Source organism: Tsukamurella strandjordii, from assembly GCF_039525985.1.
Lineage (GTDB): Bacteria > Actinomycetota > Actinomycetes > Mycobacteriales > Mycobacteriaceae > Tsukamurella > Tsukamurella strandjordii.
Window position 1 is genome coordinate 13,101 of the sequence record NZ_BAAAII010000001.1, and the last position, 24,194, is coordinate 37,294.

The window sequence follows — 24,194 nt, forward strand, 5'->3', positions numbered from 1 at the left end:
GACAACCACACATGCGACGCACCAATGCGGCGGTCAGGGTGCACGGCCATTGTGGGTCACGTTTACATCTCACACCTTGACTTTGGCTACAGGGGCCTGTTTCAGTTCGTATGACTTGTTACAGAAGTGACCAATGGTGCGGCTGTGACAACAGTGACTTCGGATGGAGGGAAGTGCGGAATGTCCGCGAAACGCAATAGCAAGACATCGATGACCACCGCGGGGGCGTCTGCGCCTGTGCGGCGGGGCTACCTCGAGCAGGCTCGGCTCGACCGCGGCGTTCGCCGGAGGGTCCGCAAGGCGGGCGCCCTCGCGGCTTTGGGTGGTGTGGTGATCGCCGGTCTGTCGGGGGTGGCGTTCGCTGCTCCGCCGGCGGCGGATAAGGCGCCGACTCCGGGCGGGATTCGGGGTGGGATGTATGCCGACACCTCACGGGCGCTGGAGATCCCCGAGGGGTACACGATCCGGGTGTGGAAGTACGGTGAGAATCTGAGATCGGTTCTGCCGCTTGGTCGTGCGCTCAACTCGTACGAGGCGTTTAGCCAATTGGCCGGTAGCGCAACGCTTTCCGTCACTGACCCGAAGAAGCCGCCGAAGGTCCGTGTCAAAGGCGGAAACGTGACCATCGGACTTCAGCTCGGCTGTGCCAGTGAGGCCAAGTCCTTGGCGCTGGCCGGTAACGCCAGCGACGCTATTAATACTAGCGTCACTCCGAGCCTGAACGGAACCGTGGGCGCGTCGGCGAACGGCTCCGGCGGCTCCAACGGCGGACAGGGCGGCGGCTCGGTCAACGGATCGATCAGCCCCGGCATCTCCGGCACCCTCGGCAACACCGTCACCCTCGGCGGATCGATCACCGGCACCCTCGGCCCCGGCACCACCCGGGACCTGCCGATCGCCAAGAAGGACCTCAACGGGCAGACCGCGTATCTGATTTCGCGGGAGACCCGCGTCTCCGTGGACGGCTGCCTCGGCGGCGCGCAGGTCCGCTCTTACGCCACCGCCACGGTCGTCACCGACGCTGGCACCTCGAACATCACCACCTATGGCCGGGTCCTATTCATTGAGCGCGACAACCCGGGTGATGCCAAGACCCCGCCGCCGGTCAAGGAAGCCCCCGTCCAGCCCGGACAGGCTGCCTCCAAGCCTGAGCAGAAGCCGGCCACCGCACCCGCCCCGGCGCCGAAGCCCGACGCTCAACCAGCTCCCGCGCCGAAGCCGGTGCCTAAGCCTGACGCCAAGCCTGCGTCTTCCGCATCGAAGCCGGAAGCGAAGCCCGCACCGGCACCGAAGCCCGCCGCTACGCCCGCGCCAGGGGCCAAGCCCCAGACGTAGGTCAATGCACGGCCATCACGATCTCGTCCGCCCCTCGTCCTACGGCAAGGGGCGGACGAGGCGTCTCCGCGGCGCGGAAGTTCCACACGCTGGCAGCGGCGGTGGTGTTCGGGGTGGTACTGGCACGGTGAACAGTGTGAACGATCTACCGGTGCCGCCGCCTACGCCTAGCCACGGCGACGACGACGCGTGGGTCGCTGGCCTGGTCTTCGACGGCGAGCGGCTGCAATGCGCCGAGTGCGGGGGCTGGTATCGGCATTGGCCACGCACGTGTTCATGGCCCACGGCTTGCTCGCGCAGGACTACCGCGCGGAGCACGGCCTGCCAGCGTCGGTTCCTTTGGTGGTCGGTGAGATCTCCGAGGTCTTTCGTGTCTGTGCTGCCGAACGCGGCACAAATCACCTCGACGTGTGGCGTCGCCCCGGACCGGAGCGCGAGGAGCTGGTGGCCAAGCTGCGGGAGGCCAAACGCGAGCAAGCCGACGAGTACTGGACGGCACGGCTCGCGGAGGCCGGGTGGCGGTTCTGGTTCGACGCCACCGCCTGGGCCCAATCGACGGGCGCCGGGTGGGCAGGTATCGGGGAGCGGCTGGGCATCAGCTGGCAGTCGGCCCACACCGCGGGCCTGCGTGCCGGGGCGCAGCTACGGCATCGATCCTGGCGGTTCTTCGAGCTCGCCGAAGCCTGCGTGCACGAGCACGGCAACCTCGACTACGCCGGCGGGGAACTGGGCCAGTACCTGGCCAATGCCCGCGCGTATCTGCGCAACACTGGGCGGCACACGGCGATCGCGACCGCCCTCGACGGGTTGGATCCGAACTGGCGTCTCACGGCCGCCGAGCGGGTGGCCCGCTCGATCGCCGCGGGGGATCGGTTCGAGCACCCCACTGCGCGCCGGCACCGGCTGTTGTGGGAGGAGCGTCTCACCGGGGCGGGGTGGGTGTCATGGTCCGACGCCGTGGTGTGGGCGGCACGCACCGGCGGCGGTCCCGCTGAGATCGCCGACCGTCTCGGCACCGAGAACCTCCAAGTCAGTACGGCCCTGCAGCAGCACTGGAACCGCCTCGCCGACGCCGGCGAGGATCCGCACGCCGTCACCACCGCACTGATCCTCGCCCCTGCCGCCGGCTGCGCCGGCGCCGTCACCAGCGACGACCACAGCAGCGACAGCCCGGCCCTCGCGCGGACCACCACGGACACCGAACGTATCCAGTGCATGATCTGCGGGCTCTGGCTCGGCACCCTCGGACAACACCTACCGGGGCACCAGCTCACCGGCACCGAATACAAACAGCAGTTCGGGTTGTCGCCGAAGGCGCGGATGTCCGGGTACCGGCCGCGGCGCCCCGCACCGCCAGCCGACAGCCCCCAGTACTGGGATCCGGTCCTCTCGACCAACGGCTTCGAGGATCTCGCCGCGGCGGTGGCGTGGGCGATGGAGCAGGGGAAGGTCGCGCCGGAGCTGGCCCGGCATCTCGGTGTCCCGTACGCCCGGCTTAGCCGCGCGCTTAAGGCGGCTGGGTTGCGGTTCCCCACCGTCGGGGACCGCATGATCGCCGAAGCAAAACAGCACGTCGCGGCCGGTGGGAACCTCTCCGACGCGCCGACGCCGGAGATGCGGGCCTGGATCGATACCGTCCGCGGCACCCTCCGCCGCGACTCCGTTTTCGCTGCGCAACTCGATCAGATCGACGAGCACTGGCGGCTCAGCGCGCCGCTACCACTGGCAGGGCGTACGTGCACAAGCGCACCCGCACCATGCAGGCCGAGCACACGGCAGGGCTCACGCGAGTCGGACGGAACTGCCTCGACGACGCTGTCGCCTGGGCCCATCAACACGACGCGCCGGTCAGCGCGATCGCCATAGCCATGGGCCTACCCACCGACCGCGTCTCCGCCCAGCTCAAAGCCCTGGGATACGGGCTACCCAGACCGCCGAAGTCCGGCGCCAGCTTCCGCCGCCAACTAACCACCATCACCGGCCACCTACACCGCCACCAGACCGTCGGCGGCCTCCCCGGCGAACTGAAATCCTGGCTACGCCGACGCCATGACCTCGAAACCACCACCACCGACAGTGGCGAGGTGATTCCGGACAGATGGATCAACCACCTGCTTGACCACCTGCACCCCGCATGGCGCCCCACCGCCGAGCCCGAGCAGGCTGCCGCCCCACCGCCGCAGGCAGCAGTCACCTCGCCGCCGCGGATCCTCGATCCGAACTGGAGCGGACGTCTTGCCGAGGTCGGCTGGGAGAACTGGAACGACGCCGTCGACTGGGCAGCAGCCCAACAATCCGGGCTCGCCGCGATCGCCCAACGCCTCGGCGCATAGAAGATCGACATCCTCGAACAGCTGCAAACATGGTGGGCTCACCACCCCGACACACTCCGTACCATCCCGGACGAAACTCGGCAAGCACTTCCCGGCCGTGGAGTCCACGCACCCTGCCCCGCCTGCCGCCTGCCGCCTGCCGCCTGTGGTTCATCGACGTAGCCGTCCACTACACCGCGGCCCACACCCTCCTACCACCCGCACCAACCGCACCTGCCGCTCAAACTGCCACAACGAAACCGCGGATCCGGACAGCGAAGGCAAGGAAGAAGACGCCAACATCAACCGCTCGCCCACGACGGAGCCGACGAAAGACAGCGAAGGCGCCGAGTGCCAAAACCGCAGCATCCCCGACCGCCCTGGCCGCAGCCGCCCGAATCGCGACCGACCCCTGGGCAGCACGGCTCACCAAGGCCGGCTTCGCCGACTACCTCGACGCCGCAACCTGGGCCACCAAGACTCATCCCGACGACCCCCTCACGGCCCTCGCCAATAAGATCCAAACCCCGAAAACCGTTCTCGCAGCGGCATTGAAAGCACACGGGATCTACACCCAGTTTCACCAAACCTGAGCTGGTCTCGCCTGGCGCGCTCTTGACTAGTGCAGAGAAGCGCGGCGAGACGCAGTGGGTGAAGAACCTGCGCGTCGCCGGCGCCGGGGAGCTGCGGCTCGGGAGCCGCGCGGAGGCGTTCGCCGCCACCGAGATCACCGACGAGGCGCTCGCCATCACGGTGCTGCGCGCCTACCTGCGCAAGTGGGCCTGGGAGATCGGCGCGTTCTTCCCTGGGCTCTCGGCGGACAGCACCGACGCCGAGCTCGCCGCGGCCATCGGGCGCTACCCGATGTTCGTGCTCTCGCGGTCGTGATCAGCGCCGGCGCAGCCTCTTTCAGCCCACCGCGCACCGCAGATGGCCGGCTCCGTCGGCCTGCTCCACGGTGAGCCGCGCGCCCACGGTTCGTGTGGTATCGGCCATCCGCTCGGCGCGATGGGCGATCACCGCGTTCGCGACCAGTGGCCACACCTCGTGCCGGATCGCGCGTCGCACCGACCGCGCGCCGTACACCGGGTCGAAGCCGTGCTGAACCAGGTGCGGCGCCACGGCGTCGTCGACCGAGAGCTCGACCCCGCGCTTGGCGGACCGGGCGGCGAACAGCTCCAGCTCGTGCCGGGCGACGGTCACCGCGACGTCGTCGGTGAGCTCCTCGAACAGGGTGACCTCGTCGATCCGGTTGAGGAACTCCGGATCGAAGAACCGCGCGATCGCACCCTCGGAGATGCGGTCCAGCCGCCCTTCCAGGAGGCCGTCGAGACGCGCGCCCACCGGGGCCGGCGCGAGCCGGGCGATCGACCGGCCGGCCCGGTGCCACGGCCGTTCCTGCTCGATCCGCAGGTCCCGGCTGCCGAGGTTGGAGGTCATGAACACCAGGCAGTTGCGGAAGTCGTACCGCTCCTGGCCGTTCGCCAGTGTCAGCAGGCCACGGTCCAGAACGTGCAACAGCGATCGCAGCACCGTGGTGTGCGCCTTCTCCACCTCGTCGAACAGCACGATGCCCGGCATCGAGACCGTGCCCTCGACGCGGGACCGATCAAAGACGCTCAGGCCCTCCTTCGATCCCGCGTAACCCGGTGGCGCGCCGGCGAACGACGCCGCGTAGTGCTCCTGCGCCATGGCCGACATGTCCACCTGGCAGAAGTCGTCGGGTCCCGTGCGCAGCGCCGACGCGAGCTGACGAACGATCTCGGTCTTGCCGGTGCCGGTCGGGCCCACGAGCAGGTGACTCGCCAGCGGGCGGGTGCGGTCGTTCAGCCCCGCTTGCACGACTGACAAGGTCCGGAAGATCGACTCGATCGCGTGATCCTGGCCGAAGATGTTGGCGCGCAACCGCGCCTCGATCCGGGCGGCGTCGATGTTGCCCACTGCGGCCTTCGCGAACTCGGCGTCGGACGGGCGGGTCTCTCCGCCCTCGGACGGGCGATCGCGTCCGTTGTTGTCACCCGGCGTGCGGCCCTCCGCCGCCATGCGGTCGGTGATGTACGGCACGCGCTCAGGCCTCGCGCGTCTGCTCGTTCGGCAGCGTTCCCACCGGGCATTCGGCGACGCCGATGGTCTCGCGTGTGAACGATTCCACCTGCTCGCGGGCGGCCTCGGCGTCGGTCACCCACAGCTTGTAGAAGTCGAACGGGCAATCGGCGACGCCCTTGTCGCCCTCACCGGCGGCGTGGATGCCGGTGTAACCGCGATGGAGCAGCTTGAACAGGTGGTTCTGCGACTGGTCGTACTTGCGCGCATCGCGGATCGTCGACACCGAGAGCTGCGCGTACTGGATGCCGTACTCCTCCTCGCCGGTCTCGCCGAGCGTGCGACCGTCGAAGCCGATGATCGAGGAGTGACCGAAATACGAGTACACGCCGTCGAATCCGGCCGCGTTCGCCACCGCGACGTAGCAGTTGTTCGCCCACGCCATCGCCTTGGCGATGAGTACCTGCTGGTCCTTCGCGGGGTACATGTAGCCCTGGCAGCGGACGATCAGCTCGGCCCCCTTCATCGCGCAATCGCGCCAGATCTCGGGGTAGTTGCCGTCGTCGCACACGATGAGCGAAACCTTCAGGCCCTTGGGGCCGTCCACCACGTAGGTCGAGCTACCCGGGTACCAGCCCTCGATGGGCGCCCACGGGATGATCTTGCGGTACTTCTGCACGATCTCGCCCTGATCGTTGATCAGGATCAGCGTGTTGTACGGCGGCTTGTTCGGGTGGTCCTCGTGCTGCTCGCCCGTGATCGAGAAGACGCCCCAGGTACCGGCTTTGCGGCAGGCCTCTGAGAAGATCTGCGTCTCCTCGCCCGGAATGGCTGCGGCGGTGGCGTACATCTCGTCGGGGTCGTACATGATGCCCTGCGTCGAATACTCCGGGAACACCACGAGATCCATGCCCGGCAGGCCGGCCTTCATGCCCACCACCATCTCCGCGATCTTGTGGCAGTTGGCGATCACTTCCTCGCGGTTGTGCAGGCGGGGCATCTTGTAGTTGACGACGGCGACGCCGACGGTATCGGGGCTGGACGAGATGTCTCCGTGACGCATGATGTGCTCCTGTATCGGATGGTGTTGGGTGGGTGTGGGTTTCGATCTCAGGTGGTGGCGGGAACCGCAGGTCGGGGGGTGGGCAGCGTCGGCGAGACCCGGGCGGCTAAGGCGCTCGCCGCGATCAGTGCGATCGCGGAGACGGCGGCCCAGCCGCCCGCGGCGGCGGTGGTGGGCCAGTGGCCGCGCCAGGTGAGCAACGCCGGAACGGTGCACGTGGGGATGGATCCGAGCAGGATGAGCCAACCGGTGAACGGTGTCAGCGAGGTGATTCCGAGCGCGAGGATCAGGAAGAACAGGGTCCACATCACCGCCCAGGTGAACCAGATGACGGCGAACACCGGGTCGGAGCCCAGCGACAGCGATCCGTAGACGAGGGCCATCCCGGCCACGAAGGCGGAGTACCAGCCGAGGCCGCGGCCGTCGTTGCCGGTGAGGTTGTTCACGCCCACGTAGAGGTAGGTGAAGCCGAAGAGGTAGCTGGCGCCCGCCTGGAAGATGGTGTCCAGGGCGCCGCCCGCGGCGATGATCGCGAAGGTCGGCAGGACCACCTGCATGGTCCCGACGAACAGGTTGAAGACGCCCGCCTCGCGCGCCGAGACGGCGCCGAGGAACCACGCGCCGTTCACGAAGAGAACGGCTCCGACGAACAGGAGGCCCATGGTTGTCATCGTCGTTCCCCTTTGTTACCGATCCGGGACTATCTCTTATCGGTAGTGTTACGCGGCCGGCGCGATGCCGTACGCGGTTTCGGGGAAAAGCGTGGTGGGATGGTGTTTTTCGACGTGACCGAGGTCAGTCGAGGGCGTCGACGACGGACGCCCAGGTGGTCCGACCGGTGTCGGACATGGTGAGCAGCACGCTGCGACGGTCCGTCGGCGCGGTGCGCCGGTAGGCCAGACCGCGCTCGACGAGCCGGTCCACGAGGCGGGTGGTGGACGACGGCGTGGTGCCGGTCCGAGCGGCGATCTCGCCGACGGTGGCCCCGTCGACCTCGGTCAGCAGGCGCAGGGCACGGAAGTGCTCGATCGTGAGATCGTGCTCGGCGAGCACGGGGGTCAGCGTCGACAGGATCAGATCGTCGGCCGCGGCGATCGCGGCGAGGGTCCCGCGGACCGTCGTATCGCTGTCCATGTCGTCCCCCTCCGGCTCTCTTTGCAGCTGCGCGCAGGTACTACCGTATCGCGAACATGCCGTCCCGTGGGGCCGACTCGGCGTAGTGTGCGTGCTGTCGCCGACCTCGACCAGCGTTTGGACCCTACCGCCGATGAGTGGACACAGATGAGCGAGTTCACCGTGGGGCTGCTGTACCCCCAACGGGGTTCCGCCGGCTTGTTCGGCCCGTCATGCCTGGCCTGTTCCACGCTGGCTGCGGACGAGATCAACGACCGCGGCGGTGTCCTCGGCCGCGAACTGAAGCTCCGCCCCATCGACTCCGCAGCGGGAGTCCGGCGCGTCTCGGGCGAGGTGGACCAGTTGATCGCCACGGGGGAGATCGACGCGATCGTCGGCTGGCACACCTCCGATGTCCGACAAGCGATCTCATCGCGCCTCGATCTGCGGGTGCCGTACGTCTACACCGCCCTGTACGAAGGTGGCGAGGCCACCGACGGGGTATTCCTCACCGGCGAGACACCCGATCAGCAGATCGAGCCGGCCCTGCACTGGCTGCGCCGCGAGCGCGGCGTCACCGACTGGTACGTAATCGGCAGCGACTACCTCTGGGCCCGCAACAGCGCCCACGAATGCCTGCGGTTCGCGGCCGAGCAGCGGCTGCGCGTGCGCCGCACGCGGTTCGTCCCCGTGGGCACGGAGGACTTCGCGGACGTCATGACCGACATCGCCCGGTCCGGCGCCAATGGGGTGTTGATGCTGCTGCTGGGGCAGGACGCGGTCGCCTTCAACCGTGCCTTCGCCGAGACCGGACTGGCCGCAGTCGCGACTCGGTTCTCGCCGCTGATGGACGAGCACATGCTGATGGCCTCCGGCGCCGAGGCCACCGACGACCTGTTCGCCTCCGCGGGCTACTTCGGCTCGATGGTCACCCCCGCTTCCATGGATTTCGGAGCGCACTACTTCAGCCGATTCGGCGCCGATGCGTGCGCGCCGACGTCGATGGGGGAGTCCTGCTTCGAGGGCATGATGCTGCTCGAATCGCTCCTGCGGAGCGCCGGCTCCGCCGATGTCCGCGCGGTGCTGAGCGGGGCGCCGCAGGTCCGCTACGACGGTGCCCGCGGCAACATCGCCCTCAGTAATCGGCACGCCGAACAGACCATGTACCTCGCCCGCGCCGAGGGCTGCGATTTCGACGTGATCGAGCAGCTCTGATCGGCCCCGGCGCGAGGGTCCGCACCGAGCTACCGTGGACGGCGTGAGCGAAACCCGGAACTACGACCAGAACTCCGGCACCCTGCAGGTGCGCACCGGCGTCGCCGGACGATCGGCCCGGCTCGGCCACAAACTGCTACTCGAACCCGGCAGCTGGAGCGCGGTGGCGCAGGTGGACGACGGCGAGCCCACCTCGCTCACCGTCACCGTCGACGCCACCTCGCTCGATGTCACCGGCGGCGACGGCGGCCTCACCCCGCTCGCCGCACCCGAGCGCGCCGTCGCCCGGAGCAATGCGCAGAAGTCGCTCCAGACCAAGACCTACCCCACGATCGAGTTCCGGTCGACCGCCATCGCCCGGACCGACGACGGATTCCACGTCGAGGGCGAGCTCACCCTCTGCGGCACCACCCGGCCGTGCCACTTCGCGCTGAACTACGACGACGGCGCGCCCGCGCCCGCGCTCACCGCCGTGGTCCCGGTCCGGCAGACCGACTTCGGCATCAAACCCTTCTCGCTGATGATGGGCACGCTGTCGGTCGCCGACGAGGTGACCGTCTTCGCGCAGGCGATCCCGTGAATCCGGGGCGCCCCGCGCTACCGTGGCGGGCATGCCCCACGCACAGCTGGACTACGCCCGCCGGCGCGACACCCTGCGCGCCCTGCTCCCGGACCACGATCCGAGCCTCGACGCGCTCCTGGTGACCAACCTCGACAACGTCCGCTACCTCTCCGGCTTCACCGGCTCCAACGCCGGGCTGCTGATCACCGCCGACCCCGCGGGCGACGCCATCGCCACCGACGGCCGGTACCTCACCCAGGTGGCAGAGCAGTCGGGCGATCTGCGCGCCGTCATCGAACGCGATGTGGCCGCGGCGCTGGTGGCCGAGGTGCCGGGCATCGTCGGCTTCGAGGCGACGGCCATGAGCTACGCCGATCACGCCCGGCTCGCGGCGCAGGGAGCGCGTCTGGCGCCCACCACCCGGCTCGTCGAGCGGCTCCGTGAGGTCAAGGACGAGGGCGAGATCGAGCTACTGCGCACGGCCTGTGCGATCAGCGACCGGGCCCTGGCCGCCCTCGTCGAGGAGGGCGCGATCCGGCCCGGGGCCACCGAATCGCAGGTGGCGCGGCGGCTGGAGAACCTGATGTACGACTTCGGTGCGGAGGCCGTCGCCTTCGAGACCATCGTGGCCGCCGGAGCGAACTCCGCGATCCCGCACCACCGGCCCACCGGCGCCGTGCTCGCCGCGGGCGATTTCGTGAAGATCGACTTCGGCGCGCGCTACGCGGGCTACCACGCCGACGAGACGCGCACCTTCGTCCTCGGCGAGCCCGCGGACTGGCAGCGCGAGATCTACGACCTGGTCCGCGCCGCCCAGGCCGCCGGACGGGAGGCCCTCGTGCCCGGCGCCGACGTCCGGGAGATCGACGGTGCCGCCCGCTCCGTGATCGAGGCCGCGGGCTACGGCGAGCAGTTCCTGCACGGCCTCGGGCACGGCGTCGGCGTGGAGATCCATGAAGCCCCGACGCTGGGCAAACTCGGCAGCGGTACACTGTCCGACGGTGCTGTGGTCACCGTGGAGCCGGGTGTGTACCTCCCGGGCCGTGGTGGAGTCCGCATCGAGGACACCCTCGTGGTCCGCGGCGACGGACCGGAACTGCTGACCCGCACCACCAAAGACTTGATCGCACTCTAGGAGAATCGACACACCGTGGCATCGACTGCTGACTTCAAGAACGGACTGGTCCTCAACCAGGAGGGCCAGCTCTGGCAGATCATCGAGTTCCAGCACGTCAAGCCGGGCAAGGGCCCCGCCTTCGTGCGGACCAAGCTGAAGAACGTGGTCTCCGGCAAGACGGTCGACAAGACCTTCAACGCCGGTGTGAAGGTGGAGGTCGCCACCGTCGACCGCCGCGACTTCGACTACCTGTACCACGACGGCTCGGACTACGTCTTCATGGACGCCGAGACCTACGACCAGATCAACCTGGACGACGCCAAGGTCGGCGACGGTGCGAAGTTCCTGCTCGAGAGCATGCGCGTGCAGATCTCGATGCACGACGGTGAGGCCCTGTTCGTCGAGCTGCCGCTGTCGGCCGAGTACGTGGTGCAGCACACCGATCCGGGCCTGCAGGGCGACCGCTCCACCGGCGGCACCAAGCCCGCCACCCTGGAGACCGGCGCCGAGATCAACGTCCCGCTGTTCATCAACACCGGCGACAAGCTCAAGGTCGACACCCGCGACGGCAGCTACCTGGGGCGCGTGAACTCCTAAGTGCCCGAGCAGTCTGAGAACAAGCGCCCCAAGAAGTCGGGCGCCCGGCATCGCGCCCGCAAGCGCGCCGTCGACCTGCTCTTCGAGGCCGAGGCCCGTGGCGTCACCGACGTCGACGGCCTGCTCGCGGAGCGCCGCACCCTGGCGGCCGACGACGCGTCGGTCGCGCCGGTGTCCGATTACACCGCCCAGTTGGTGACCGGTGTCGACGTCGATCGCGAGCAGCTCGATTCGGTGATCACCTCGCACCTGACCGGGTGGACGCTCACGCGCCTGCCGGCGGTGGACCGGGCGATCCTGCGGGTCGCCGTCTGGGAGCTCTTCAACGCCCCCGACGTGCCGCCCGCGGTCGTGGTCGACGAGGCCGTCGAGCTCGCCAAGGAGCTCTCGACCGACGAGTCGCCCGCGTACCTCAACGGGGTGCTGGGCAAGGTCGCGACGCTGGCTCCGCAGGTTCGGTCCGCGGCCGCGGCGCAGCCGGTCGACCGCTCCGAGTAGGCCGGGCGCGGCTCAGGTGAGCCGCGCCGCCAGGGCCCGCGCATTACGCAGGGCCAGCGCCTGGATCACTCCGGTGGGGTGCACCCCGCTCGCGGTGGGCAGCATCGAGGCATCCGCGACGACCACATTGGGCACGTCCCACAGCTGGCCCTCCGGATTCGTGGCGCCGCGCTTGGACGATGAGGCCATCCGGAGCGTGCTCATCGCCTCGAACGAGGCCAGCGCGATCTCGCCGACGCCGTAGCCCGCCGCGTGCGACCGCCCGAGGAATCCCTCCAGCGGCTGATCGCCGGGCACGTAGTCGCCGCCCCGCTGTTGGCCGGTGAAGATCCGCCGCGCACCGGAGGCCTCGAGGATCCGCACCGCGGTGTCCAGTCCCGTGCGCAGGTGGGCCCGGTCGGCCTCGGCGAGGTCGTAGCGCACCGACGGCTCGCCCGAGGAGTCCATCATCACCTCGCCCGCCCCGCGGTCGCGGATCACCACCCGCAGCACGGACAGGTGCGGCAGCTGGCGCATCACGTTGAGATGCTCACCGGCGTTGCGCCAGGGCACGTAGCTCGATGCCACCGCCGGGGTCAGCGGCGCGGTCTCGTAGATCACCCCGAAGCCGTTGCCGTCGAGATCGGCGTGCGCATCGCTGTACCGCGCCGAGGTGGTGCCGTACCAGGGCGCCACCACATCGCTGAACACTCCGAGCGCGGTGGCCGTCGGGTGCAGGTGCAGATGTTTGCCCACATGCTGGCCGCCGAGGCCCGAACGCGCCAGAAGAGCGGGGGATTCGAAGGCGCCGGCGGCGAGCACCACGGCGCTGCACCGCACCGTCAGCCACGACCCGCCGGAGGTGCGGGCCACCACGCTGCGCGCCCGATCGCCCTGAACCTCGATGGACCGCGCCTGCGCACCGGTCACGATCCGGGCACCGCGCTTCTCCGCATCCCGCAACCAGGTGCGCCCGGCGTCGTGTTTGGCGCCGATCCGGCAGCCCAGGCCGCACCGGCCGCATTCGACGCCCTGATCGCAGTTGTTGTCCACGGCGCGCTGCACGGTGTGCACGGGCAGCCCCAGGTCGAGGCAGCCCTTCTCCAGCAGTTCGTCCCGCGGCGACGGTGCGCTCATCGAGGATGTGACGCCCACCCGCTGCCACACCGCGTCCAGCGCGGCGCCCAGGTCGGGACCGGTGTCCACACCGCGAGCCGCCCAATCGGCCAGCACCTTCTCCGAAGGCCGGTAGTAGCCGCCGTGCGAGGCGACGGTGCCGCCGCCCAGACAGTTGCCGGACAGGATGAAGGACTGCGCGTTCTCGGTCCAGAACGGGCTCGGCGCGAACAGGTTCGACAGCCCGTCGAGGTCGCTCCCGCCCATATCGGACGGGGCCACGTACTCGCCCCGCTCCAGCACGATCACATCGAGGCCCGCCTCGGCCAGTTGGGCCGCCACCACCGAGCCGCCGGCGCCCGATCCGATCACCACCACATCGCAGTTGGTGGTGGCGTCGATCTCGTAGCGGGTGGGGGTCAGCGGGCGCAGCGCGCGCATCGCCCGGCCGCGTGGTTTCTTGTGCGGCGTCTGCGGCGGGTAGCCGATCGCGGCCATCAGCTCCGCCCCCGGACCGTGGCCGTCGTCGGCGCCGCCCGCGGCGTAATAGGCCAGGAGCGCGATGTTGCGCAGCCGCTTGAACAGCATCCGCTTCTGTCCGAACCGCGACCGCGAGAGGTCGATCAGGATCCGCTCGCGCTCCGCGAACGGCAGGTCGGCGAACTTCTGCCCCCGCGTGCCCAGCACGGTGGCGCAGAACACCCGGTTGTCGAACAGTGACAGCGACTGCGACAGCGACATCCCATCGCTGTCGCGCGGGCTGCGAGCGGCATAGGAAACCGCGAGGTCGTCGACGTGCAGGTCGCTCGCCGAGGGGATCGCCACACCGTCACCCGGGGCGAACGTGTCGACGATCGCCGAGAGCGTCTCGCGCTGCCTGGTGGACAGATCCATGACTCGAACGTACTGGTATGCTTCTCACTGCATCAAGGCATCCTTTAAGTCCGTCCCGTGAGGCGGAGCGAGCCGTCCCGCGAGGCGGAGAAGGAGGTCACATGGCTCGGGAACTCATGTCCGCGGCGGACGTCACCCGCACGGTGGCGCGGATCGCGCATCAGATCATCGAGAAGACCGCCCTGGACGCCGGTGGCGAAGAAGCGCCCCGCGTCGTCATCTTCGGCATTCCCACCCGCGGTGCGGTTCTCGCCGCGCGGCTGGCCGCCGATATCGAGGAGTTCTCCGGCGTGGCGGTGCCCGTCGGCCACCTCGACATCACCCTCTACCGCGACGATCTGCGGCACAAACCGCACCGTCCCCTGGAACGCACCACGGTGCCGCCGCAGGGGGTCGACGGTGCGCTCGTCATCCTCGTCGACGACGTGCTGTTCTCCGGTCGCACGGTGCGCGCCGCGCTCGACTCGCTGCGCGACCTCGGCCGCCCGGCCGCCGTGCAGCTCGCGGTGCTCGTCGACCGCGGCCACCGGCAGCTGCCGATCCGCGCCGACTACGTGGGCAAGAACATCCCCACCTCGCGGCACGAGGACGTGCAGGTGCGCCTGCAGGAGAAAGACGGTGAAGACGCCGTGGTGATCTCCGATGTGGCCGGTGACGAGGGCGCGGAGGCGGACCGGTGATCCGACACCTGCTCTCCGCCGCCGACCTGAACCGCGACGACGCCGAGGCCATCCTCGACGAGGCGGACCGGCTGCAGCAGGCGCTGCTCGGCCGCGAGGTCAAGAAGCTCCCCACGCTGCGCGGCCGCACCGTGATGACGGTCTTCTACGAGAACTCCACCCGCACGCGCGTCTCCTTCGAGGTGGCCGGGAAATGGATGAGCGCCGACGTGATCAACGTCTCCGCCTCCGGTAGCTCGGTGGCCAAGGGGGAGTCGCTGCGCGACACCGCCCTCACCCTGCACGCCGCCGGTGCGGATGCGCTCATCGTCCGGCACCCGGCCTCCGGTGCGGCGCAGCAGATCGCGGCGTGGACCAACTCGGCTGCGGCGCACGACGGCCTGCCCGGTCCGGTGGTGATCAACGCGGGCGACGGGATGCACGAGCACCCCACCCAGGCCCTGCTGGACGCACTGACCCTGCGACAGCGCCTCGGCGGCATCGAAGGACGCCGCGTGGTGATCGTGGGCGATGTGCTGCACAGCCGGGTCGCCCGGTCGAATGCCCTGCTGCTCTCGACCCTGGGCGCCGAGGTGGTCCTGGTCGCGCCCCGCACCCTGCTGCCGGTGGGCATCGAGACCTGGCCGGTCACGGTCGGCGAGTTCCTGGAGGCCGAGCTGCCCGGCGCCGACGCGGTGATGATGCTGCGGGTGCAGGCCGAACGCATGAACGGCGGATTCTTCCCCAGCGAACGCGAGTACTCGGTGCGCTACGGGCTCAACGCCCAGCGCGCTGCCCTGCTCCCCGAGCACGCCGTGGTGCTGCATCCCGGACCGATGCTGCGCGGCATGGAGATCGGCTACTCGGTGGCCGATTCCGCCCAGGCCGCCATCCTGCAGCAGGTCAACAATGGTGTGCACGTGCGCATGGCGGTGCTGTTCCATCTGCTCGCCAAGGACGGGGGCACGGAATGATCGCCGCGTGCCACGGCGCCACACCACCTCCTCGGAAAGACGGGAGTCCCGAATGAGCCTGCTGCTCACATCCGTCCGTCCCTACGGCGAGGGCGATCCGGTGGACGTCGCGATCGACGGCGGCGAGATCACCGCGATCGGCGCCGGTCTCCCGGTCCCCGAGGGGGCCGAGGTGATCGACGGCGCCGGCGCAGTGCTGCTGCCCGGTTTCGTCGATCTGCACACGCACCTGCGTGAACCCGGCCGCGAGGACACGGAGACCATCGAATCCGGTTCCGCCGCCGCGGCACTCGGCGGCTACACCGCCGTCTTCGCGATGGCCAACACCAGTCCGGTCGCCGACTCCGCCGTGATCACCGATCACGTGTACCGCCGCGGCCGCGAGGTCGGCCTGGTCGATGTGCACCCGGTGGGCGCCGTCACCGTGGGGCTGAAGGGCGAGAAGCTCGCCGAGATGGGAATGATGGCCGCCGGCCCCGGCCGGGTCCGCGTCTTCTCCGACGACGGCGTGTGCGTCTCCGATCCGCTGCTCATGCGCCGCGCCCTGGAGTACGCCTCGTCGCTCGGCGCCGTGATCGCCCAGCACGCCGAGGAGCCCCGGCTCACTCAGGGGGCCGTCGCCCACGAGGGACCCGAGGCCGCCCGCCTCGGCCTCACCGGCTGGCCCCGCGCGGCCGAGGAGGCGATCGTGGCCCGCGACGCCCTGCTCGCCCGCGATGCCGGCGCGCGTGTGCACATCTGCCACGCCTCCACGGCGGGAACCGTGGAGCTGCTGAAGTGGGCCAAGGAACAGGGCGTGTCGATCACGGCCGAGGTCACCCCGCACCATCTGCTGCTCGACGATTCGCGGTTGGCCACCTACGACGCGGTGAACCGGGTGAACCCCCCGCTGCGCGAGGCCTCGGATGTGGCCGCGCTGCGGAAGGCACTGCGGGACGGCGTGATCGACTGCGTGGCCACCGACCACGCACCGCACGCCGACCAGGACAAGTGCTGCGAGTTCGCCGCCGCCCGTCCCGGCATGCTGGGCCTGGAGACGGCACTGGCGATCGTGGCGCAGGTCGCGGTGGAGCCGGGCGATATCACCTGGCGTGATGTGGCCCGCGTGATGAGCGAGAAGCCGGCCGAGATCGCTCGGCTCGATGACCACGGCCGGCCGATCGAGGTGGGCGAGCCCGCGAACCTCACGCTGGTCGACCCCGACCTCGGGTGGACGGTGCACGCCGACGATCTGGCCAGCCGCTCGCGCAACACCCCGTTCGCCGATCTGGACTTCCGCGCCAAGCCGGTGCTCACCGTGCTGCGCGGCCGGATCACCGCACGCGACGGCGTCGCGGCCGCACCGGGAACGGGGGAGCGGGCGTGAGCTTCAGCGATTTCGCCACGCTGCTCCTGGTGCTGGTGGTCCTCGCCGGACTGTTCTCGCTGATGGCACTGGGCTGGCGCCGCCGCGGGCGGCGGCAGGCCGCCGCGGTGGGCGAGATCCCGAGCACCCCCGAGCAGCTCACCGACCTGGTCTTCGGCCCGGTCTCCGGTGTCTACGTGGGCTCGACCATCGCGCCGCACTGGCAGGACCGGGTGGCGGTGGGCGACTGGGGCTACCGGGCCACGGTGAACCTGAGCCGCTACGAGGACGGCTACCTGATGGAGCGCGGCCGCGGCAATCCGATGTGGATCGCCGACGGCGCGATCGTCGAGGTGCGCCGAGCGGCGAAACTGGCCGGCAAGGTGATGCCCGGCGACGGCCTGCTGGTGATCCGCTGGGAGCTGCCCACCGGCACCGTGATCGACTCCGGCTTCCGGGCCGACGACAAGACGACGTATCGAAAACTGATGGACGTGAGGGAAAGCTAGATGGCTGCACAGGAATTCGGGAACGGGCCCGCACTGCTGGTCCTCGAGGACGGCACGGTGCACCGCGGCGTCGAATTCGGCGCCGTCGGCCAGACCCTCGGCGAGGCCGTCTTCTGCACCGCGATGACCGGCTACCAGGAGACCCTCACCGACCCGTCCTACGACCGGCAGATCGTGGTGGCTACGGCCCCGCAGATCGGCAACACCGGCTGGAACGACGAGGACGACGAGAGCCGCGGCGACAAGATCTGGGTGGCCGGGTACGCCGTGCGCAACCCCACTCGCCGGGTGAGCAACTGGCGCGCCAGCGGCACGCTGGAGGGCGAGCTGGTGGACCAGGGCGTCGTCGGCATCGGCGGCATCGATACCCGCGCGGTGGTCCGCCGTCTGCGCGATCACGGCTCGATGCGCGCCGGAGTCTTCTCCGGCGAGGCGCTCGCGCCCGAGGCCGAACTGCTGGACCGGGTGCGCGCGCAGCCGTCGATGAAGGGGCTCAACCTGATCGGCGAGGTCTCCACGAAGGAGACCTACACCGTGGAGCCGGTGAATTCGGGCGGGGCCGAGCCCCGGTTCACCGTGGTCGCCGTCGACCTCGGCATCAAGACGAACACCCCGCGGATGTTCGCCGAGCGCGGCATGCGGGTGCACGTGGTGCCCTCCACCATCACGCTCGACGAGGTGAAGTCGCTGAACCCGGACGGCTTCTTCCTCTCCAACGGCCCCGGCGACCCGTCGACCGCGGAGCACGAGGTGGAACTCACCCGCGGTGTTCTCGACTCTGGCCTGCCGCTGTTCGGCATCTGCCTGGGCAACCAGTTGCTCGGTCGCGCCTTCGGACTGCAGACCTACAAGATGAAGTTCGGCCACCGCGGCATCAACATCCCGGTGGTCGAGCACACCACCGGCCGCATCTCGATCACCGCGCAGAACCACGGCTTCGCCCTGGAGGGCGAGCGGGGCGCCGAGTTCGACACCCCCTTCGGCCGGGCCCGCGTGAGCCACGTGTGCGCCAACGACGAGACCGTGGAGGGCGTCGAGCTGCTCGACGGCCGCGCCTTCTCGGTGCAGTACCACCCGGAGGCCGCGGCCGGCCCGCACGACGCCGCCTACCTCTTCGACCGCTTCGCAACCATCATGGGAGACAAGTAATGCCACGGCGCACCGATATCCAGCACGTCCTGGTGATCGGCTCGGGCCCGATCGTGATCGGCCAGGCCTGCGAGTTCGACTACTCCGGCACCCAGGCCTGCCGTGTGCTGCGCGCCGAGGGGCTGCGCGTCTCGCTGGTGAACTCGAACCCCGCCACGATCATGACCGATCCGGAATTCGCCGACTCGACCTACATCGAGCCGATCAACCCGGAGTACATCGAGAAGGTCATCATCGCCGAGCGCGACAAGGGCTTCCCGATCGACGCGGTGCTCGCCACCCTGGGCGGCCAGACCGCGCTCAACGCGGCTGTCGGCCTGCATGAACAGGGCATCCTGGAGAAGTACGGCATCCGACTGATCGGCGCCGATTTCGACGCCATCCAGCGCGGTGAGGACCGGCAGAAGTTCAAGGACATCGTCGCCAAGATCGGTGGCGAATCCGCGCGCTCCAAGGTCTGTTTCACCCTGGACGAGTGCAAGGAGACCGTCGCCGACCTCGGCTACCCGGTCGTCGTGCGGCCCTCGTTTACCATGGGCGGCCTCGGCTCGGGCATGGCCTACGACGAGGCCGACCTGATCCGCATCGCCGGCGCGGGCCTCGCCGCCTCGCCCACGGCGAACGTGCTCATCGAGGAGTCGATCCTCGGCTGGAAGGAGTACGAGCTCGAGCTCATGCGCGACGGCCGCGACAACGTGGTGGTCGTCTGCTCCATCGAGAACGTCGACCCCGTCGGCGTGCACACCGGTGACTCGGTCACCGTGGCGCCCGCGATGACGCTCACGGACCGCGAGTACCAGATCATGCGCGACCAGTCGATCGCCATCCTCCGCGAGGTGGGCGTCGACACGGGTGGCTGCAACATCCAGTTCGCGCAGGACCCGCGCGACGGCCGCCTGGTGACCATCGAGATGAACCCGCGCGTCTCGCGCAGCTCCGCGCTGGCGTCCAAGGCCACGGGCTTCCCGATCGCCAAGATCGCCGCCAAGCTGGCCGTGGGCTACACGCTCGACGAGATCCTCAACGACATCACCGGTGAGACCCCCGCGTGCTTCGAGCCGACCCTCGACTACGTGGTGGTCAAGGCGCCGCGGTTCGCCTTCGAGAAGTTCCCCGGCGCCGACGACACGCTGACCACCACCATGAAGTCCGTCGGTGAGGCGATGAGCCTGGGCCGTAGCTTTGCCGAGGCCTTCGGTAAGGTGATGCGCTCGCTGGAGACCAAGCGGCATGGCTTCTGGACGGGGGCGCCCGTCGAGGGCACGCTGGAGGAGCTGCTGGAGGAGATCAAGGTCCCGCGCGACGGCCGCTACTACCTGATCGGCCGCGCCTTCGAGCTGGGTGCCACCGTGGAGCAGGTCTTCGAGTCCACCGCGGTCGACCCGTGGTTCCTCGAGGAGATCAAGGCCACCGTCGACCTGGGTGAGCACGTGCGCACCGCCGATCTCACGCCGGACCTGGTGCGGCTGGCCAAGACCCACGGCTTCTCCGATCTGCAGATCGCGAACCTGCGCGGCATCACCGAGGACGAGGTGCGTGCCTACCGGCACGAGAACGGCGTGCGCCCGGTGTACAAGACGGTGGATACCTGCGCCGCCGAGTTCGAGGCGAAGACGCCGTACCACTACAGCAGCTACGAGCTCGATCCCGCGGCCACCAGCGAGGTGGCCCCGCAGACGGAGCGGCCGAAGGTGCTGATCCTGGGCTCGGGTCCGAACCGCATCGGTCAGGGCATCGAGTTCGACTACTCGTGCGTCCACGCCGCGCTCACGCTGAGTGAGGCGGGCTACGAGACCGTGATGATCAACTGCAACCCGGAGACGGTCTCCACCGACTACGACACCGCCGACCGGCTGTACTTCGAGCCGCTCACCTTCGAGGACGTGCTGGAGGTCTACCACTCGGAACAGGCCTCCGGTGCGGGCGGCCCGGGCGTGGTGGGCGTGATCGTGCAGCTCGGCGGGCAGACGCCGCTCGGTCTGGCGGCGCGGCTCAAGGCCGCGGGCCTGCCCATCGTGGGCACCTCGCCCGAGGCGATCGACCTGGCCGAGGACCGCGGCGAGTTCGGCCGCGTGCTCACCGAGGCGGGACTGCCGGCGCCGAAGTTCGGCACCGCCACCACCGCCGAGGGTGCGCGCGAGGTGGCCGCGGGTATCGGCTACCCGGTGCTGGTGCGTCCCTCCTACGTGCTCGGCGGGCGTGGCATGGAGATCGTCTACGACGAGGGCGCGCTGCTCGACTACATCTCCCGCGCCACCGAGCTGACCCCCGACCGGCCCGTGCTGGTGGACCGGTTCCTCGAGGACGCCGTGGAGATCGACGTGGACGCCTTGTGCGACTCCACCGGTGCGGTGTTCATCGGCGGCATCATGGAGCACATCGAGGAGGCCGGTATCCACTCCGGTGACTCGGCGTGCACCCTGCCGCCCACCACGCTGGGCCGCGCCGACATCGACGCCGTGCGCGTCGCGACCGAGGCACTCGCCCGCGGTATCGGCGTGCACGGCCTGATGAACGTGCAGTACGCGCTCAAGGACGACACCCTCTACGTGCTCGAGGCCAACCCCCGGGCCTCGCGCACCGTCCCGTTCGTGTCCAAGGCCACCGCGGTGCCGCTCGCCAAGGCCTGTGCCCGGGTGATGCTGGGCCAGACCATCGCCGAGCTGCGCGACCAGGGCATCCTGCCGCGCGAGGGCGACGGCTCGCAGATGCCGATCGAGGCGCCGGTCTCGGTGAAGGAAGCGGTGCTGCCCTTCAACCGGTTCCGCCGCGCCGACGGCACCGGTGTCGACTCGCTGCTCTCGCCGGAGATGAAGTCCACCGGCGAGGTGATGGGTGTGGACCGTGACTTCGGTACCGCCTTCGCCAAGTCGCAGACCGCCGTCAGCGGCTCCCTGCCGGCCACCGGCAACGTCTTCGTCTCCGTGGCGAACAAGGACAAGCGCGCCCTGATCTTCCCGGTCAAGCGGCTCGCCGATCTCGGGTTCACCATCCTGGCCACCGAGGGCACCGCGGATGTGCTGCGCCGCAACGGGGTCCAGGTGCAGCAGGTGCACAAGCACTCGGACGTGATCGCCGAGGGTGAGCGGACCATCGTCGATCAGATCAAGGCCGGGGAGGTGGGCCTGATCATCAACACCCCGTACGGCAACGCCGGGCCGCGCGTGGACGGCTACGAGATCCGCACCGCTGCGGTGCAGGCCTCCGTGCCGTGCGTGACCACGGTGCAGGGCGCCTCGGCGGCGGTGCAGGGCATCGAGGCCGCGCTGCGGGGCGGAATCGGGGTCAAGAGCCTGCAGGACATGCACGCCGCGCTGGTGAACAAGTGACCTTCGCGCAGCGGGTCGCGCAGGCCTGCGCGGCGCGCGGGCACCTGGTGGTGGGGATCGACCCGCATCCGCCGCTGCTCGCGGCCTGGGGCCTGAGCGATGACGCCGAGGGCGTGCGCGCCTTCGGCCTGCGCTGCGCCGAGGCCTTCGCGGGTGAGGTGGGCTTCATCAAGCCGCAGGTGGCCTTCTTCGAGCAGTTCGGCGCGGCCGGGCTCGCCGCCTTGGAGGAGGTGACCGCCGCGTGCCGGGAGGCCGGCGCCGTGGTGATCGCCGACGCCAAGCGCGGCGACATCGGCTCCACCATGGCCGGCTACGCCCGCGCCTGGCTGGGCGATTCGCCGCTCGCGGCCGATGCCGTCACGCTCTCGCCCTACCTCGGCTACGGCTCGCTGAAGCCCGCCATCGACGCCGCGCGGGCGGCGGGCAGGGGAGTGTTCGTCCTGTCCCGCACCTCCAACCCGGAGGGGGCGCAGGTGCAGGCCGACGGCGTGGCGCAGCGGATCGTCGACGATGCCCGCGCCGATAACGCCGACGGTGCCGGCACCGTCGGGCTGGTGGTCGGGGCGACCCGGGAACACGGCCTCGACCTCGCTGGGCTCGGCGGCCCGATCCTCGCGCCCGGCCTGGGTGCGCAGGGCGCGACTCCGGCCGATCTGGCGGCGATCTTCGGCCCGGAGGCCACGGTCCTGCCCAATTCGTCGCGCCAGGTGCTCTCCGCCGGTCCCGATGCGGGCGCGTTGCGGGACGCGGCGCTCTCGGTGCGCGACGAGGTCGAACAGGCCCTGAGCGGCCGCTGACCGGGGTCGATCGGCCCGAACGGGCCTCGACACGCCCGCGACACGCGCGGAGCGCTCCACGACTTTGAGGCATCTGCGCAGGTCACATGTGTTTCACGTGTCACAGGCGGAACGTCGTGATCGGCGCCGCGCGTTCGGCTGAATCCGTTGTCGGTCAAGGGTTTTCGATTGCAATGCGACGCTCGGCCGGCCGGATCCGTGCGGTTCGCTCACGAGCTTCTACAGCACTGTCAAACCGCAGGTCGGAGGGGGGTGGGGTTCCCACCCGCGGGCAAACCTCGGTACCGTCGCAGGAGTCGCAGTACGCGGCACGACTAAGTACATCGAAGACGGAGGAATCGTGGCCCTTCCCCAGTTGACCGACGAGCAGCGCGCCGCTGCTCTGGAGAAGGCAGCTGCCGCTCGCCGAGCCCGCGCAGAGCTGAAGAACCGGCTCAAGGGTGGCACCACCACCCTGCAGCAGGTGCTGAAGGACGCGGAGGCCGACGAGGTCATCGGCAAGATGAAGGTCTCGGCGCTGCTCGAGGCTCTGCCCAAGGTTGGCAAGGTCAAGGCTCAGGAGCTGATGACCGAGCTGGAGATCGCCCCCACCCGCCGCGTGCGTGGTCTGGGCGAGCGGCAGCGCAAGGCGCTGCTCGAGAAGTTCTCCGCCTGACACGTAGTGTCCGGAGATATCTCTGCAGGCCGGAGGGGCCGACTGGTGGTACTGGTCGGCCCCTCCGCCGTTGGCAAGTCATCCGTCGTCGGCCGGCTCCGTCAGGAAGTGCCCGACATGTTCTTCTCGGTGTCCGCCACCACGCGCGATCCGCGCCCCGGTGAGGTGGACGGCCGGGACTACCACTTCGTGGGCGATCACGGCTTCGACCGGCTCATCGCCGACGGCGACCTGCTCGAGTGGGCGGAGATCCACGGCGGGCTGCAGCGCTCGGGAACCCCGGCCAAGCCGGTCTTCCAGGCGCTCGACGCCGGTCGTCCCGTGCTCATCGAGGTCGATCTCGCCGGTTGCGCCAGCGTGAAGGCGGCCCTTCCCGAGGCGATCACGGTGTTCCTGAGCCCGCCCAGCTGGGCCGAGCTCGAACGCCGGCTGCGCGGCCGCGGCACCGAGAGCCCCGAGGTGATCGATCGCCGCCTGGAGACCGCGCGGGCGGAAATGGCCACCCGTGACGACTACGACGCGGTGGTCGTCAATGACGACCTGGACCGAGCCGTGGCCGAGTTGGTATCCTTACTGGTCGGCCCGTCCGCGCGCGACGCGTAGACTCGGTTGTACTTGAGAACTTTTTTCGCCACTTGACGTAGGAGACGCGTGAGCACCACCCGCACCGAGGCCGTGTACGACCAGCCGCTCGGCATCACCAACCCGCCGATCGACGAGCTGCTCGACCGCACCTCGTCGAAGTACGCGCTCGTGATCTACGCGGCCAAGCGCGCCCGGCAGATCAACGACTACTACAACAGCCTCTCGGACGGCATCCTCGAGTACGTTGGCCCGCTCGTCGAGCCCGGCCTGCACGAGAAGCCGCTGTCGATCGCGATGCGCGAGATCCACGAGGATCTCCTGGAGCACACCGAGGGTGCGCCCGAGTAA

At 69.6% G+C, this 24,194-nt stretch carries 24 protein-coding genes; 19 read left to right on the forward strand and 5 right to left on the reverse strand.

The window, feature by feature from the left end:
* Positions 1–210: 210 nt before the first annotated feature.
* The 4 genes from ABD108_RS00060 (at position 211) to ABD108_RS00075 (ending at position 4,535) form a co-directional block, all read left to right on the forward strand.
* Entirely contained in the window at positions 211–1,335 is a 1,125-nt protein-coding gene (locus tag ABD108_RS00060) for an MspA family porin (protein WP_343928908.1), read from the forward strand.
* A 276-nt stretch (positions 1,336–1,611) separates the two neighbouring features.
* On the forward strand, positions 1,612–3,201 hold the full coding sequence (locus ABD108_RS00065; RefSeq protein WP_343928909.1) for a MucR family transcriptional regulator: 1,590 nt from the start codon (positions 1,612–1,614) through the stop codon (positions 3,199–3,201).
* Positions 3,202–3,203: 2 nt separating this feature from the next.
* Positions 3,204–3,668, forward strand: coding sequence for a hypothetical protein (locus ABD108_RS00070; protein ID WP_343928910.1), 465 nt, complete (start codon positions 3,204–3,206; stop codon positions 3,666–3,668).
* A gap of 594 nt (positions 3,669–4,262) precedes the next feature.
* A complete protein-coding gene (locus ABD108_RS00075; RefSeq protein WP_343928911.1) occupies positions 4,263–4,535 on the forward strand; it encodes a hypothetical protein in 273 nt (90 codons plus the stop codon).
* Positions 4,536–4,556: 21 nt separating this feature from the next.
* On the opposite strand, the gene ABD108_RS00080 is transcribed toward ABD108_RS00075, so the two are convergent.
* From ABD108_RS00080 to ABD108_RS00095, 4 genes are all read right to left on the reverse strand, one after another.
* Positions 4,557–5,711: an AAA family ATPase gene (locus ABD108_RS00080; protein WP_343928912.1), complete on the reverse strand. Its 1,155-nt coding sequence runs from the start codon at positions 5,709–5,711 to the stop codon at positions 4,557–4,559.
* Between the two features lie 4 nt (positions 5,712–5,715).
* A complete protein-coding gene (locus ABD108_RS00085; protein WP_220655764.1) occupies positions 5,716–6,753 on the reverse strand; it encodes an aliphatic amidase in 1,038 nt (345 codons plus the stop codon).
* A 47-nt stretch (positions 6,754–6,800) separates the two neighbouring features.
* On the reverse strand, positions 6,801–7,424 hold the full coding sequence (locus ABD108_RS00090; RefSeq protein ID WP_343928913.1) for an AmiS/UreI family transporter: 624 nt from the start codon (positions 7,422–7,424) through the stop codon (positions 6,801–6,803).
* Positions 7,425–7,548: 124 nt separating this feature from the next.
* Positions 7,549–7,887 carry a MarR family winged helix-turn-helix transcriptional regulator gene (locus ABD108_RS00095; RefSeq protein ID WP_343928914.1) on the reverse strand — a complete coding sequence of 113 codons (339 nt, stop codon included), beginning with the start codon at positions 7,885–7,887 and terminating at the stop codon, positions 7,549–7,551.
* Between the two features lie 147 nt (positions 7,888–8,034).
* On the opposite strand from ABD108_RS00095, the gene ABD108_RS00100 reads away from it, so the two are divergent.
* Genes ABD108_RS00100 through nusB form a run of 5 tightly spaced genes read left to right on the forward strand, consistent with a single transcriptional unit; the run spans position 8,035 to position 11,855 of the window.
* Positions 8,035–9,081: a substrate-binding domain-containing protein gene (locus ABD108_RS00100; RefSeq protein WP_305112065.1), complete on the forward strand. Its 1,047-nt coding sequence runs from the start codon at positions 8,035–8,037 to the stop codon at positions 9,079–9,081.
* A 43-nt stretch (positions 9,082–9,124) separates the two neighbouring features.
* Entirely contained in the window at positions 9,125–9,661 is a 537-nt protein-coding gene (locus ABD108_RS00105) for a YceI family protein (RefSeq protein ID WP_343928915.1), read from the forward strand.
* Between the two features lie 31 nt (positions 9,662–9,692).
* On the forward strand, positions 9,693–10,778 hold the full coding sequence (locus ABD108_RS00110) for a M24 family metallopeptidase (protein WP_343928916.1): 1,086 nt from the start codon (positions 9,693–9,695) through the stop codon (positions 10,776–10,778).
* A gap of 15 nt (positions 10,779–10,793) precedes the next feature.
* A complete protein-coding gene (efp, locus tag ABD108_RS00115) occupies positions 10,794–11,357 on the forward strand; it encodes an elongation factor P (RefSeq protein ID WP_220655758.1) in 564 nt (187 codons plus the stop codon).
* On the forward strand, positions 11,358–11,855 hold the full coding sequence (nusB, locus tag ABD108_RS00120) for a transcription antitermination factor NusB (protein ID WP_220655757.1): 498 nt from the start codon (positions 11,358–11,360) through the stop codon (positions 11,853–11,855).
* A 12-nt stretch (positions 11,856–11,867) separates the two neighbouring features.
* On the opposite strand, the gene ABD108_RS00125 is transcribed toward nusB, so the two are convergent.
* Entirely contained in the window at positions 11,868–13,844 is a 1,977-nt protein-coding gene (locus ABD108_RS00125) for an FAD-dependent oxidoreductase (protein WP_343928917.1), read from the reverse strand.
* Between the two features lie 101 nt (positions 13,845–13,945).
* Here ABD108_RS00125 and pyrR point away from each other — a divergent pair, with 101 nt between their 5' ends.
* The 10 genes from pyrR to rpoZ all read left to right on the forward strand — a co-directional run bounded on the left by pyrR (position 13,946) and on the right by rpoZ (position 24,194).
* Entirely contained in the window at positions 13,946–14,524 is a 579-nt protein-coding gene (gene pyrR / locus ABD108_RS00130; RefSeq protein WP_220655755.1) for a bifunctional pyr operon transcriptional regulator/uracil phosphoribosyltransferase PyrR, read from the forward strand.
* Positions 14,521–15,477 (forward strand): aspartate carbamoyltransferase catalytic subunit, encoded by a 957-nt coding sequence (locus tag ABD108_RS00135; RefSeq protein ID WP_343928918.1) that lies wholly within the window; start codon positions 14,521–14,523, stop codon positions 15,475–15,477. The genes pyrR and ABD108_RS00135 overlap by 4 nt, the downstream gene beginning before the upstream one ends.
* 52 nt (positions 15,478–15,529) lie before the next feature.
* Positions 15,530–16,843 carry a dihydroorotase gene (locus ABD108_RS00140; protein WP_343928919.1) on the forward strand — a complete coding sequence of 438 codons (1,314 nt, stop codon included), beginning with the start codon at positions 15,530–15,532 and terminating at the stop codon, positions 16,841–16,843.
* Positions 16,840–17,331: a PH-like domain-containing protein gene (locus ABD108_RS00145; RefSeq protein ID WP_220655752.1), complete on the forward strand. Its 492-nt coding sequence runs from the start codon at positions 16,840–16,842 to the stop codon at positions 17,329–17,331. Before ABD108_RS00140 ends, ABD108_RS00145 begins: the two co-directional genes overlap by 4 nt.
* The gene (carA, locus tag ABD108_RS00150; RefSeq protein ID WP_343928920.1) at positions 17,332–18,480 is read left to right on the forward strand and encodes a glutamine-hydrolyzing carbamoyl-phosphate synthase small subunit; all 1,149 of its coding nucleotides are present in this window, start codon (positions 17,332–17,334) and stop codon (positions 18,478–18,480) included.
* On the forward strand, positions 18,480–21,809 hold the full coding sequence (gene carB / locus ABD108_RS00155; RefSeq protein WP_305112057.1) for a carbamoyl-phosphate synthase large subunit: 3,330 nt from the start codon (positions 18,480–18,482) through the stop codon (positions 21,807–21,809). The genes carA and carB overlap by 1 nt, the downstream gene beginning before the upstream one ends.
* A complete protein-coding gene (pyrF, locus tag ABD108_RS00160; protein ID WP_343928921.1) occupies positions 21,806–22,606 on the forward strand; it encodes an orotidine-5'-phosphate decarboxylase in 801 nt (266 codons plus the stop codon). The genes carB and pyrF overlap by 4 nt, the downstream gene beginning before the upstream one ends.
* A 340-nt stretch (positions 22,607–22,946) precedes the next feature.
* Complete coding sequence (gene mihF, locus ABD108_RS00165) at positions 22,947–23,261, forward strand: integration host factor, actinobacterial type (protein ID WP_220655748.1); 315 nt, start codon at positions 22,947–22,949, stop codon at positions 23,259–23,261.
* Positions 23,262–23,267: 6 nt separating this feature from the next.
* Positions 23,268–23,864, forward strand: coding sequence for a guanylate kinase (gene gmk, locus ABD108_RS00170; protein ID WP_220655747.1), 597 nt, complete (start codon positions 23,268–23,270; stop codon positions 23,862–23,864).
* Positions 23,865–23,912: 48 nt separating this feature from the next.
* Positions 23,913–24,194 carry a DNA-directed RNA polymerase subunit omega gene (gene rpoZ, locus ABD108_RS00175; protein WP_220655746.1) on the forward strand — a complete coding sequence of 94 codons (282 nt, stop codon included), beginning with the start codon at positions 23,913–23,915 and terminating at the stop codon, positions 24,192–24,194.